We start from the raw sequence: 13,843 nt of genomic DNA, 5'->3' as shown, positions 1-13,843 counted from the left end.
TACGCCTTAAAATTAGGCATTTGCTATGATAAAAATCCATCCGAAAACCCTTGCAGATTTAGAGTTCCATACCGTTTGTTCTCAGGTAAGTGCGCTTTGCGTTACCGAAAAAGGAAAGCTAAAAGCCCTTAAACTACAACCGCAACGCAGCTTTAAAAAGACACTTTTTGTTCTTGATCAAACACAGGAATATATAAACTCTGATACACACGAAACACCTATCCCGAACCACGGGTTTGATGCACTAGATCACGAACTCAAAATGCTGAGTATCGAAGATACCACGCTCGAGCTGGGGAGTTTCCGTAAAATCGGCAGCCTGTCTGAAACCGCTAACAATCACCTCAGGTATTTTAGAAAATTCCAGGAGACTTTTCCTGTACTTTACAGAACCGTTCGCGATACCGAATATACCACGGCAATTACTGACGAAATCTCCAGGATTATAGATCGTTTCGGTGAAATAAAAGACGACGCTACACCCCTGCTTCAGCAAACCCGGCGAAGCATCAATATCGAAAAAGGAAAAATCAACAGCAGCTTTGCCAAGGCACTTTCAGAATATGCCTCTTACGGTTATCTCGATGAGATTAGAGAATCTATCGTAGATAACGTGCGGGTTTTAGCCGTTACTGCGATGCACCGCCGCAAGGTGAAAGGTTCTATAATGGGTAATTCCAAGACCGGAAGCATTGTGTACATTCAGCCCGAAGCTACTCAACACGCTCAGCGCGAACTCAACAACCTGCTTTACGACGAGCACGAGGAGGTAAAACGCATTCTTAAAGCGCTTACCAATTATGTGCGCCCGTTTTCGCCTTTGCTTAAAGACTATCAAAAGCTGCTGAGCACTATCGATGTCATTTCCGCGAAAGCGAAATACGCCAAAAAACTCAATGCCGTATTACCTAAAATCACAGAAAACCGCGAACTGGAGATTAAAGAGGCCTATCATCCGCTTTTATACCTCACCAACCAGAAAAGAGGTGAGAAAACCTATCCGCAAGACATCAGTTTAGACCCCGAAAATCGAATCATTGTTATTAGCGGTCCCAATGCCGGGGGTAAAAGTATAACCCTTAAAACCGTGGGGCTGCTGCAAGTCATGCTGCAAAGCGGACTGCTCGTTCCGGTACACGAATATTCCCGATTCTGCCTGTTTGAAAAAATCCTGACCGATATTGGCGACAATCAAAGTATAGAAAACCACCTGAGTACCTACAGCTACCGTCTGAAGAATATGAATTATTTCCTGCGGAAATGCGACGCCAACACGCTCTTCCTAATCGATGAATTTGGTACCGGTAGCGACCCCGAGCTGGGTGGCGCGCTGGCGGAAACCTTTCTCGAAGTATTTTACGAACGTGGCAGTTATGGTATTATCACGACACACTATGCCAATCTCAAAATGATGGCAAATGAGACCGAAGCCATCACTAATGCAAACATGCTCTTTGACTCTCGCACGCTAGAACCCTTATATAAATTGTATGTGGGTGAAGCGGGCAGTTCTTTTACCTTTGAAGTTGCGCAAAAGAATGGTATTCCGTATTCGCTGATCAACCGCTCAAAAAAGAAAGTAGAGCGTGGTAAAATACGCTTCGATAAGAGTATCGCCGATCTTCAGAAAGAACGCAGCAAGTTGGCCAAAACCACTAATGCGCTTAAAACTAAAGAGCAGCAGGCACAAAAACAGCAGCAGGAACTCGATAAAACCAATGCGCGCATTCAGGAAAAACTGGAAAGCTACCAGGAACTCTACGACAGCAATCAGCGTTTGATTTATTTAGGCCAAAAACTGGATGATCTGAGCGATAAGTTTTTTACCAACAAAAACAAAAAACAGCTTATGGACGAGCTGTATAAAGTAGTTCAGATCGAAAATTCGAAGCGTGCCAAGCAATCTGCAAAAGAAAAAAGAGCTCAGAAAGCCAAAGAACGCAAAGTAAAACAGGAAGCCGAGAAAAAGGTTGAAGTAATCCGCGAGAAGAAAAAAAAGCAAAAACAAAAGGCCATTAAGACGGAGGCCGAAAAGCCCAAAGTAGAACTTAAAATAGGCGACCGGGTGCGCCTGCCGGATGGCCGGGCAACTGGAACGCTTGATAAAATCGAAAAAGGAAAAGCGACGGTAAACTACGGGATGTTTACCACGCAGGTAGATCTCGACACGCTCGAATTTGTGCTAAGACCCAAAAAATGAGTGCTGAAAAAATCATATTGTTTGACGGAGTTTGCAATTTGTGCAATGGCGCTATCAATTTCATCATAAAGCATGATCCCAAAGCACAGTTTAAGTTCGCATCCCTTCAGGGAGCAACCGGACAAAAACTTCTTGCGAAGCATCACATCAATCCTAAAGAAACCGCTTCTATCGTTTTGATAGAACCCGAGCGCGTCTCTGTAAAATCTTCTGCAGCCCTGCGCATTGCCAAATATTTAGACAGAGGCTATCCCCTACTCTACGGTTTTATGATCATTCCGGGTTTTATTAGAAATGCTGTTTATGACTTTATCGCCGCCAACCGGTACAAGTGGTTTGGTAAAAAAAATAGCTGTATGATTCCCACACCTGAGCTGAAAAGCCGATTTTTAGATTAAGAAATTACTATATCTCTATTTAATGCATTGTAAACTAAAGATTTCGTTTATTTTTAGGTAAACTTTTCATTCTATGCGCGCTATAACTTATTTACTCTGCCTTTTTATTTCTACTTTCCAAATTTGGGCTATTACTAATCCAGTTCTTCCTCAAAAGTCAAAAATCGAAAAGGTAACCGTTTTTCTTCAGGGCGCGACTATTGAACGATCAGCTTCTGTAAATGTGGTTGGAGGTGTCAACGAAATCGTGTTCAATAACCTTTCTCCAGATATTCTAGAAAACAGCATTCAATTGCGCGGACTTGATAAAGCCAGTATTTTATCCATTGGCTTTAACCTCGATTTTTTAGATAAAAAGGAAACCTCTACAGAATATGAAACACTCAAAAGTGATTTGGATAAACTTCTAATGGAGAAAAACACACTCCAAAATTCAATCGAAGGCTATGAGCGTGAACTTAGATTATTGAGTGAAAACCAAAAAATAAATAGCGATAACACAGACCTTTCCCTTGAGAAAGTAAAGCAGATAAGCGCCTATTACCGGGAACGCAGCACCGAAATTCAAAATACCATTTACAAATTAAAACGGGATACTCAGGATCTAGACCGGAAGATAAACGACTACCGGCAGCAGATGAGCAATCTGGAAGATTCGCGCAAAGAAACCCGTGGCGAGATTACTGTGAAACTACAAAGTGAACGTGCTACTACGTTAAACATTGAGTTATCCTATAACATTCAGAATGCCGGTTGGTTTCCCTTATACGACATTAGGGCTGAAAATGCTTCAAGCCCTATTCAGCTTAGTTACAAAGCCAATGTTTATCAGCAAAGCGGAATAGACTGGCAGAACGTTAAATTGATTCTTTCAACAGGAGACCCTAATACCAATAATTTTAAACCCAATCTAGAGCCTAAATACCTCAATTTTGTAAGCCGAAACTACCGCAATTCTTCAGCCGTAAGCCGAAGTAATTACAAATATAACCCAACACTTCGCAGTGTTTCAGGTATCGTAACAGATGATTCCGGCGAACCTTTAATAGGTGTAAATGTGGTTCAAAAAGGAACTAATAACGGTGTTCAAACTGATTTTGATGGACAGTACCGCCTAAATATTCAAGATAATGGAGGGGAAGATTTAGTGTATAGCTATATAGGCTTTGATACAGAATCCAGACCTATCTACGGTTCAATAATGAATGTTACTTTAAACGTCGCTCAGGAAGCTCTTGAGGAAGTTGTTGTAGTTGGTTATGGTACTCAAAAAAGGAGTGCGGCGGTAACTGCTTTAGAAGGCAAAGCTTCAGGAATAAGCATTAGAGGGGCTTCAATGCCTATTCCTCAAGCATACAATGAAACCGTTGAAGCAAAACAGGAAAGCCTTACCAATACGCGTTTTGAGATCAAAAAACGCTATACCATTGTCTCAAATCAGGACATCACAACCATTGAGATTGACCAATTTGATTTACCCGCGAGCTATCAGCACTATGCTGCTCCTGAGCTCAATGAAAATGTATTCTTAACTGCGACGGTCACAGACTGGGAGCGCTATGATTTACTGCAAGGTGAAGCCAATATTTATTTTGAAGGAAGCTACGCAGGCAAAACTGCTATTAGTCCGCTTGCTACTACAGACAGTCTTGAAATTTCTCTGGGCATCGACCCGAACATAATAGTAAAACGAGAAAAGAAAGACAACTTTAAAAGTAAATCCCTTTTAGGCTCCACCCGGGTGGTTGATAAAGCTTATGAAATTACCGTACGAAATAATAAAAGTACTGCTGTCAATTTACTTCTTGAAGATCGAATCCCCGTTTCCCAAAACAAGGATATAAAAGTCTCAGATCAGGAAACAGGAGACGCTTCATACAACGAAGAGACCGGTATTTTAAAATGGGAACTCCAATTAGAGCCCCGGGCTTCTGTCACAAAAAGCTTTTCGTATGAAGTGCGTTATCCGAAAGGTCGAAATATAAACCTGTAATTACCTGTTTTGAAACCCAAACTCATACTTTTTGACGTAAACGAAACCCTGCTTGACCTCAAGCCTCTGGCGCGGCGAATCAATACCACATTGAGCAACAATCTGGCTTTTGATCTTTGGTTTAGCAGTCTTTTGCATTACTCACTGGTGGAAACGACCACAGGAAATCACGAGGATTTTAGCAAAATTGCTAAGGCAACTTTTGAGATGACCGCTTTGAAATTTAAAAAAGTAGTTCCTGAAGAAGAAATCGAGTCCATTTTGGGATTGATAAAAAAACTACCCCCACATCCTGATACGGTAGAAGCTTTACAGGTTTTGAAACAAAAAGGCTTTCGGATGGCTGCGCTTACCAATGGAAATCCAACTGTTGCTCAGGAGCAACTTGCTTTTGCAGAAATCAAACAGTTCTTCGAACGGATTTTTAGTGTGGATGAAGCGGGGGCATTTAAACCCAATCCAAAGCCGTATATCTTCGTTCTCGATCAATTGAAGGTCAAACCTCAGGAAACTATGATGGTTGCTGCGCACGGCTGGGATATCACCGGCGCCCGGCGTGCCGGTCTGCAAACCGCATTCATTGCAAGGGACGGTAAGTTCAAATATCCACTGGCCGAAGCACCTACCTTTGATTGTAAAGACCTCAAAGATTTAGTTAAACGTTTGTCCTGAGTTTATTGCGTCAACAGTATCTGGTAAGATAGCCCAGTTAAAATCGTTATAGGTATTTCCTAAGCCTGTAAGCTGTAGTGACATACCAATTGCAACCGCCGGATCTTCTGATATAGGCAATAGCGTTGAAGTCATCCCCGCTGCCGGACCTTCGGTAGCCGTAACTAGGCCTTCATAACTTAGAAATTGAATTACACTACCAGCAGGGTCTACCAGTGCAATAGCCTCTGCATCATTTTGAAGACCCGCAAACGGAATATTCTTAACTCCAAGACCCCCAGCAATCTCAAGGATTATACCTGAAATCGATTTAAAAGAAAGTATTGTACCACCCGTACCATTATAATGGTAAATTCGATATCCAGTCAAATCAATACCTGCAGAACCAGCGATTTCAATTCGCTCGTTAACGTCTCCTCCTACGTTATCATAATGAATTTCGTTAATCCAGATTTTAACATCATTATCAATCACGGTAAGGTTAAAAACAGAATTTACTCCGATCGTTGGTGCTCCCGAACCTCCGCTTATATTGGTAATTGTAAATTGAATTTGTTCATTACCTTCTGTAATTGTATCATCAAGCAGAGAATAAACTGCCGTCGCATTATAAACACTAACTCCAGCAGGAATGACAACAACCTGTGAGGTGCTTTCGTTTAAATCTTGAAATGATGACGCCGCTACAGTAACACTCAAACCGTTCGTAGCCGAAGGATTTGCAATATTAAATTCGAGATTAATCTCTGCAATTCCTTCACTTTGGGATTTATCCGTGAGTGTAAAATCTACTGCTGTAGGCTGTACAGAATTTTGTAGCAGATATACATTTTCCCAAAAATTTCCGTTGAATACCTGCAATCCATAGATAGAAGCAAACGGATCATTGATAAAGATCAGCAATCCGGCATCATTGGCTGTAACTGGAATTAAATCGCGCTGGACTACTGTTAATCGTGGAGGCATCAGACCTCTAAAACCTCCATCTGATGATTCACTGCTGATTTCTAGCATTGAGGCCGGACTCGGCGTAGTCGTGCCAATACCTACCTGAGCCTGAATTGAACAACTTACTAAAGCTAAAACGAAATAAAAAACTTTCATACCTATCTATTTAAGTTAATAAATGGTAAGTCAAGTTTTAAAGTTGTGTAGGGCCAACATCTTGGTAGTTGGGTATCACCAATTTAAAAAAATATTAAATACGAAAATCAGAAATCTTAATCTGCTCTATTTTTCTTCATCTATATCGAAAGCAGCATCCGGTTCTTTATTTGGATTGTAATTAAAGAGTCCTTCGCCTTTAGCTATTACAGAAGAAACCGTAGCGTCGCCGGTAACATTCACCACCGTTCTGCACATATCTAAAATACGATCTACAGGAAAGATAATGCCAATCCACGCCGGATTTAAACCTACAGATTCCAACACAATAATGAGCATTACCAAACCTGCACTGGGCACGGCAGCAGAACCTATAGACGCAAGAGTAGCGGTTAATACAATGGTTAATTGCTGTCCCAAAGTCAAATCAATCATATGCAGTTGTGCCAAAAAGACCACCGCAACCGCCTGATACAGGCAGGTTCCGTCCATGTTTACAGTGGCACCAATGGGAAGTACAAAACTGGTCACTTTCTTATCAACGCCCAGATTATCTTCTACACATTCCATAGTAACCGGAAGCGTCGCAGCGCTACTTGAGGTAGAAAAAGCAAGGGTTTGTGCGGGTCCCATCGCTCTAAAAAATCCAAAATAGGAAACCTTGCGCACGAAAATTTTAAAGATAAGTGGGTATACTCCGAAAATCATCAAGGCCAAACCAAGAACTACGGTGAGTGAATACCAACTTAAGCCTTTAAATATTTCAACCACTTTACCTATATCATTACCGGCCATTTGACTCACGACACCGGCAAGTAAGGCGAAAACAAAAAACGGTGCCGCCTGCATCGTGAGGTCTACCATTTTTAAAAATACCTCCATAATGCCATCAACCGCACGGGTTACAGGAGCTGACTTCTTAGGGTCAATAAACAACATACTTACCCCGAAAAACAATCCGAAGAAAATCACCTGAAGCATCAGACCGTTATCAGCCAAAGAATTGAAAAAGTTATCGGGAACAATGTCTACCAGCGGTTGAAGGGGTCCGGCATCTTTAGTAGCATCTGCGGTAGCCATCTTATCATTTACCGATGCATCCTGAAGCTCACTGCGCGAAAGGTCGGAAATCTCTTTAGCCCGATCCATAAATTCAGGATCCTGTAAATAGTTGATTCCATCTTTGATTACGTAGCCTTCATCTGCAGCCCAAATCTCATAACCAATACGGTTATCAATTCGGCTTTGCTCATCTACCAGTTTCCCGGGACCGATAAGGTTTACCAGAAAAAGTCCCATAGCCACAGCCAGAACGGTAGTAACCAGATAAGCCAGAAGGGTCTTACCACCCATTCGACCCAGACTGGCCGGGTCTCCCAGGTTTGCAACACCACTTATAATTGAAAAAAGCACTAGTGGCACTGCTATTAATTTCAGCAAATTGATGAAGATTTTACCAAATGGTGCAATCCAATCTATGGTAAATTGGCTCCAGCCCAATTGACTGGAAATTAAAGCCCAAATTATACCCAGAACCAGACCTATTATAATCTTCCAGTGCAGTGCAAGTTTTTTCATGAAATGATGTTTAGTATATTGAATTAGCCTTAAGGCGAAAGATAAACAAAATCGATTTATTTTAACCCGATGCTCAAGCATTAAGGTCTCCTCGAAATATAAAAAAGCCTGAATGCTTTTGCATTCAGGCTATTAGAATTTCATAAATCGGCTTTCAATTAGATCTTAGCCGCTTTGTTAATCAGCATGTAATCGGCCAGCACCAGTGCAGCCATAGCTTCAACAATAGGCACCGCGCGTGGCACAACACAAGGATCGTGACGCCCTTTGCCTTGCATTTCGGTCTCGTTTCCTTCCTTATCTATGGTAGGCTGATTCTGCATAATAGTCGCTACCGGTTTAAAGGCAACTCTAAAATAAATATCCATTCCATTACTGATTCCACCCTGAATACCGCCGCTTAGATTGGTTTTGGTGCTTCCGTCTTTATTAAACAGATCGTTATGCTCACTGCCCAGCATAGAGGCTCCGTGGAAACCGCTACCGTATTCAAAACCTTTCACCGCATTAATCGAAAGCATCGCTTTACCCAACTCTGCGTGCAATTTATCAAAAACGGGTTCGCCCAGACCCACGGGTACATTTTGTATCACGCACATCACCGTTCCGCCAATGGTGTCACCGGCTTTGCGTATTTCTTTGATTTTATCGATCATCTTTTCGGCGAAGGCCTCGTCGGGACAACGCACCATATTTGATTCGATCTTATCAAAATCAAGCTCCTGATAAGGTGTGGTCATACGTATATCACCCACCTGATCAACAAAAGCATTGATTTTAATATCTTTTAAAAATTGCTTAGCAATCGCTCCTGCTGCCACTCGGCTAGCAGTCTCACGTGCGGAAGAACGGCCTCCGCCACGGTAATCGCGTATTCCGTACTTCTGATCATAGGTATAATCAGCGTGAGACGGGCGATAGGTATCTTTAATATGGCTGTAGTCGTGAGATTTTTGATTGGTATTTACGATGTTAAAACCAATAGGCGTACCGGTAGTTTTTCCTTCAAAAATCCCTGAAAAAAAGTTCACACTGTCCGGCTCCTTGCGCTGGGTAACAATCTTAGACTGTCCCGGCTTACGACGTTCCATATCTTTATAGACCAAATCCAGATCGATCTCCACTCCTGCCGGACAACCGTCTATGATCCCTCCTATCGCCTCGCCGTGAGATTCCCCAAAAGTGGTAAGTGTAAATAATTTTCCGAAAGTATTACCTGCCATAACGTGTATTTGAGCGGCGAAATTAAAATGTTTTCGGCTAAAAGCCTTGTTATTAATTGCCTATTTGAGACTAAAACCCTGAAAAGACTAAAATTATTTAATGCTCCCCTAATACTCAGGTAACACCAATTGAAGTAATTTGTTAAAAATCATATTCTTTGAAACGTAAAGTTGATCTTGTCATCCTCTCTGACGTACACCTGGGCACCTATGGTTCACAGGCCAAAAACCTGGTAAACTACCTCCAAAGTATCAACCCCAAAACCCTTGTCCTTAACGGAGACATCATTGATATCTGGCAGTTTAGGAAACGGTATTTCCCCAAATCACATCTGCAGGTGATCAAAAAAATCATCTCGCTTGCCGCGAAAGGGACTAAGGTCTATTACATAACCGGAAACCACGATGAGAAATTGCGTAAGTTCAGTCCGGTGGAACTGGGTAATATTTCGGTGCTTGATAAACTGGTTTTAAATCTGGACGGAAAGAAAGCCTGGATTTTCCATGGAGATGTATTTGATGCTTCGATACAGCACACCAAATGGATTGCAAAACTGGGCGGCTGGGGCTATGATTTTTTAATTGTGCTGAATAGTTTTATCAACTTTTGCCTGGTACAACTGGGAAGACCGAAATACTCCCTTTCTAAAAAAATCAAGAACAGCGTCAAAAAAGCGGTGAGCTTTGTAACCAATTTTGAAGATACCGCCGCCGAACTCGCCATCGAAAATCACTTTGACTATGTCATCTGCGGGCACATTCACCAGCCGCAAATGCGCGAGATAAAGACCGAAAAAGGATCTTGTCTCTACCTCAACAGCGGCGACTGGATCGAAAATCTCACCGCACTGGAGTATCACAACAAAACCTGGTCACTGATGGAATATGAAAAGCAAAATCTCGCTTTGGCTCAGGAAGACGAGTCGGTTAATACCGAGATTGACCCAGTAAGCCTGTTGGCATCCATAAAAATGATGAGTTAATCCTCAAGTCTGGAATAGTTGATTTTGTCAATACAATTTTCGGTTGGCCCACATGGAGGAAAATCGATGGTGAGTAGAGATTTATTTTCAGTAATCTTATAGCCCACAGCCTGGCGCTCTGAGATATCTCGAATATCCAAATCCTCAAGGGCTGGCACGTAAGCTGGTGTTCCTGCAGCGATATAAAATTGCTTTGTTGGAAAAAAGGTAAGAGAATCTCTGCTTAGCTCATAATCGCCGGAAACTTTATAATCATAGCCCAATAATTCATTGGTTTCAGCATCCCTGAAGGTACTCACTCCCTCAAAAGTACCGTCTAAATTAAAGGTATAAGTGAAGCGATATAAGGTTGAACCCTCGTCCAGTTCGCTTCCATTATACCAACTCCCATTTAAATCAGAATTTTCTAAGCGAATAATATCCTGATTATCCTCATCACACGAGACTGAAAAGACTAATAAAAGAGCAAATAAAAATAAATTTTTCATGGGTTGATTGATTAGATGTTCCCCACTTAGATACATTAATTCTCAAGAGGTTGCGTGGCCTAGTCTAAAATCTTCAATTTCGCGAAGCGTAATAACAGCTTCTTGATTCCACCTGTCTGAAAACGGATTTCTGCCTTTTGATCCTGACCTATACCTTCAATACTCAAAACCTCTCCCTGCCCGAATCGACTGTGCTCCACACGCATTCCTTTTGAAAGGTTATCATTTAAATCATCAGTCCGAATACTGGGGGTTGACTGAGGTCTTAATTTACGCAGCTTTTGCAATTGCTCTTCGGTAGGTTTACCCACTGTTGGGGGTGTGCCGCCCACAGGTTTCTTGAGGCGCAGTTTACTTTTATCAGGTTCCCCAAAAATATCGCTGTCAATCATCGGTTTATAGCGATACGTATCTAACGGTGTTTGGATATCCAGAAATTTTTCATCGATCTCTTCAATAAACCGACTGGGTTCTGCATCGATGAGTTTACCCCAGCGGTAGCGCGATTCGGTATAAGTCAAATACGCCTGTTTCTCAGCTCGGGTCAATGCCACGTAGAATAAACGACGCTCTTCCTCAAGTTCGCTGCGCGTATTCATACTCATCCCGCTGGGGAACAAATCTTCTTCAAGACCTACGATATATACATACGGAAACTCCAAACCTTTAGCCAGATGAATGGTCATCAACGACACGCGGTCCACATCGTCGATGTCTTTATCCATATCGGTAGCGAGGGCTACATCTTCCAGGAATTCCGAAAGGCTTCCGGTGGCATCTGCGATTTCCTTTTGTCCTTCCACAAAATCGCGCATCCCGTTAAGCAGTTCTTCAATATTCTCGATACGCGCAATCCCTTCGGGCGTACCGTCTTTCTTCAGTTCCTGCAGCAAACCGGTTTTTCGGGCAACTTCTTCGGCAACCACAAACGCATCGGCATTTTCCGCTGTAATCTGAAAACTGCGAATCATATTAACAAAGTTGTACAGCTTGTTTTTGGTGCTTGAGTTGATTTTAATATCCAAATGCTGAATATTCTCCATCACCTCAAAAATAGAACGCCCGTACTGCTTGGCCGCAATCACCAAACGATCAATGGTAGTTGCCCCAATCCCTCTCGCCGGATAATTGATGACCCGCTTAATGGCTTCTTCGTCGTTAGGATTCACCAGCAAACGCAGATAAGCGAGGACGTCTTTGATTTCCTTTCGCTGATAAAAAGACAAACCACCAAAAATACGATAGGGGATTTCACGCTTACGCAGCGCATCTTCCATCGCACGAGACTGGGCATTTGTACGGTATAAAATAGCAAAATCACTGTGCTTGAGCTGGTTGTTCATCTTATTTTCAAAGATGCTGCTGGCTACATATCGACCTTCTTCCCCATCGGTCAGGGAACGGTGCACGATGATTTTAGGACCCTCATCATTTGCCGTCCAGACCACTTTGTCCAGTTTGGTCTTGTTGTGTTCAATCACCGAGTTTGCTGCCTCTACAATGTTTTTGGTGGAGCGGTAATTTTGCTCGAGACGGTACACTTTTACGTCATCATAATCCCGCTGAAAGTTGAGAATGTTGTTGATGTTCGCTCCGCGGAAGGCATAAATACTCTGCGAGTCATCACCCACCACACAAATATTTTGAAAACGATCTGCAAGTGCCTTAACAATCAGGTACTGGGAATGGTTGGTATCCTGATACTCATCAACCAGAATGTATTGAAAGCGTTTTTGGTACTTGGCCAAAACTTCGGGAAAACGTGCTAAAAGTTCATTGGTACGCAGGAGTAAATCGTCAAAATCCATCGCACCGGCTTTAAAGCAACGGTCGACGTATTCTTTGTAGATTTCGCCCATACGCGGCTTTTTAGACATCGCATCAGCTTCCTGCAATTCCGGGTTTTGGAAATAGGCTTTAACGGTAATCAGGCTGTTTTTAAAGGACGAAATGCGGCTGTGCACCTGCTTATACTTATAAATATCCTTGTCAAGACCCATTTCTTTGATTATGGCTGAAATAAGCCGTTGCGAATCCTGTGAATCGTAAATGGTAAAATTGGGTGGAAACCCCAGATGATGCCCTTCAATACGCAAAATCTTTGCAAAAACCGAGTGAAAGGTTCCCATCCACAGATTTTTAGCTTCGCTGTTACCCACGATCGTGCCGATACGGTTTTTCATCTCCCGCGCGGCTTTGTTGGTAAAGGTAAGTGCCAAAATATTAAAAGCGTCTACACCTTGTTGCATCAGGTAAGCGATACGCATCGTCAGTACCCGGGTTTTGCCCGAGCCTGCACCTGCAATTACCATCATCGCACCGTCTTTCTGTAATACCGGTGCGCGCTGCGCGTCATTCAATCCTTCTAAAAGTGCCTCCAAAACATTCTCTTTTTTAAATTTTTCTCCTTCTAATCACAAGAGCGGAAAATTAAGGAAACTTCCTATTTTTGCAGTCCCGTTCTACATATAGTTATCAAAAAAATATCAAATAGAGTCCGCCTTTCTAAATGAAAAAAACTCTGGTTTGTGTATCTAAAAATTTCTGATTTTTCGCCAACTCAGAAAAAGAGGCTTTTAAGAATGGGTTCCCTACATTTTAAATATCTTTAAAACATTAAAGCAGTCCTATGTCATTTTACAAATCAACGCTTCTTTTGTTTTTTAGTATCGCATTCGCCAAAACAACACAGGCACAGGAGCTTATTTCAGGCCCCTTGATTGAAGGATTTGGAGATACGTTTACAGTATCTGAAGCCGATTTACCTGCTGACACTAAAAAAATCTACAAAGTGGTCTTTGATATTGCTCAGGCGCCCGAAGATCCCGCTGAACTAAACCTGTACTTCAACACAGTTGCCCGTTTTTTAAATATGCACGCGGCAGCTGGTGTACCTCAGCAAAACCTGAAACCCGTTCTGGTTGTTCACGGCAGTGCCGCCTTTAACCTGCTGAGAAATGAATTCTACAAGGAGAAATTTGGTGTTGATAATCCCAATCTTTCACTTCTGGAACAGTTTCACAAACTAGGTGTCCCTGTCATCCTCTGTGGACAAACAGCCGCTAAACGAGAGATCTCAAAAGACAAACGTTGGGAGCATACGCAACTGGCACTTTCTGCAATGACCGCTTTAATTCATTATCAGGATTTGGGCTACGCGCTAATATCTTTCTAACTTTAAAACCAATTCTTTAAAATACAACT

General features: G+C 42.2%; 11 protein-coding genes. 6 read left to right on the top strand and 5 right to left on the bottom strand.

The window, feature by feature from the left end; all coding sequences use genetic code 11:
* The first annotated feature begins 25 nt into the window (after nt 1-25).
* The 4 genes from CJ305_RS11210 to CJ305_RS11195 all read left to right on the top strand — a co-directional run bounded on the left by CJ305_RS11210 (nt 26) and on the right by CJ305_RS11195 (nt 5,263).
* On the top strand, nt 26-2,200 hold the full coding sequence (locus CJ305_RS11210; protein WP_099646368.1) for an endonuclease MutS2: 2,175 nt from the start codon (nt 26-28) through the stop codon (nt 2,198-2,200).
* A complete protein-coding gene (locus tag CJ305_RS11205; RefSeq protein ID WP_099646367.1) occupies nt 2,197-2,598 on the top strand; it encodes a thiol-disulfide oxidoreductase DCC family protein in 402 nt (133 codons plus the stop codon). Before CJ305_RS11210 ends, CJ305_RS11205 begins: the two co-directional genes overlap by 4 nt.
* Before the next feature lie 73 nt (nt 2,599-2,671).
* Entirely contained in the window at nt 2,672-4,591 is a 1,920-nt protein-coding gene (locus tag CJ305_RS11200) for a DUF4139 domain-containing protein (protein ID WP_099646366.1), read from the top strand.
* A 9-nt stretch (nt 4,592-4,600) separates the two neighbouring features.
* Entirely contained in the window at nt 4,601-5,263 is a 663-nt protein-coding gene (locus CJ305_RS11195) for a haloacid dehalogenase type II (RefSeq protein WP_099646365.1), read from the top strand.
* Here CJ305_RS11195 and CJ305_RS11190 read toward each other — a convergent pair.
* The 3 genes from CJ305_RS11190 to aroC form a co-directional block, all read right to left on the bottom strand.
* On the bottom strand, nt 5,243-6,367 hold the full coding sequence (locus tag CJ305_RS11190; RefSeq protein WP_099646364.1) for a lamin tail domain-containing protein: 1,125 nt from the start codon (nt 6,365-6,367) through the stop codon (nt 5,243-5,245). The two genes, CJ305_RS11195 and CJ305_RS11190, sit on opposite strands and share 21 nt — an antisense overlap.
* Before the next feature lie 126 nt (nt 6,368-6,493).
* A complete protein-coding gene (locus CJ305_RS11185; RefSeq protein WP_099646363.1) occupies nt 6,494-7,945 on the bottom strand; it encodes a dicarboxylate/amino acid:cation symporter in 1,452 nt (483 codons plus the stop codon).
* A 158-nt stretch (nt 7,946-8,103) separates the two neighbouring features.
* A complete protein-coding gene (aroC, locus tag CJ305_RS11180; protein WP_099646362.1) occupies nt 8,104-9,168 on the bottom strand; it encodes a chorismate synthase in 1,065 nt (354 codons plus the stop codon).
* A 158-nt stretch (nt 9,169-9,326) separates the two neighbouring features.
* Between aroC and CJ305_RS11175 the strand changes: the two genes are divergently transcribed.
* Nucleotides 9,327-10,151: a UDP-2,3-diacylglucosamine diphosphatase gene (locus CJ305_RS11175; RefSeq protein WP_099646361.1), complete on the top strand. Its 825-nt coding sequence runs from the start codon at nt 9,327-9,329 to the stop codon at nt 10,149-10,151.
* On the opposite strand, the gene CJ305_RS11170 is transcribed toward CJ305_RS11175, so the two are convergent.
* Together CJ305_RS11170 and CJ305_RS11165 are read right to left on the bottom strand one after the other, a co-directional pair.
* Nucleotides 10,148-10,639, bottom strand: a complete 492-nt coding sequence (locus CJ305_RS11170; protein ID WP_099646360.1) for a hypothetical protein — start codon at nt 10,637-10,639, stop codon at nt 10,148-10,150. The two genes, CJ305_RS11175 and CJ305_RS11170, sit on opposite strands and share 4 nt — an antisense overlap.
* Before the next feature lie 59 nt (nt 10,640-10,698).
* Nucleotides 10,699-13,020, bottom strand: a complete 2,322-nt coding sequence (locus CJ305_RS11165; protein WP_099646359.1) for an ATP-dependent helicase — start codon at nt 13,018-13,020, stop codon at nt 10,699-10,701.
* 248 nt (nt 13,021-13,268) lie between these two features.
* Between CJ305_RS11165 and CJ305_RS11160 the strand changes: the two genes are divergently transcribed.
* On the top strand, nt 13,269-13,814 hold the full coding sequence (locus CJ305_RS11160; RefSeq protein WP_099646358.1) for a DsrE family protein: 546 nt from the start codon (nt 13,269-13,271) through the stop codon (nt 13,812-13,814).
* Nucleotides 13,815-13,843 lie beyond the last annotated feature (29 nt).

The sequence above is a fragment of the Leeuwenhoekiella nanhaiensis genome (genome assembly GCF_002744755.1).
Classification (GTDB): domain Bacteria; phylum Bacteroidota; class Bacteroidia; order Flavobacteriales; family Flavobacteriaceae; genus Leeuwenhoekiella; species Leeuwenhoekiella nanhaiensis.
Note: the sequence above shows the minus strand (reverse complement) of the source record. Positions and strands in the feature narration are given on the sequence as shown.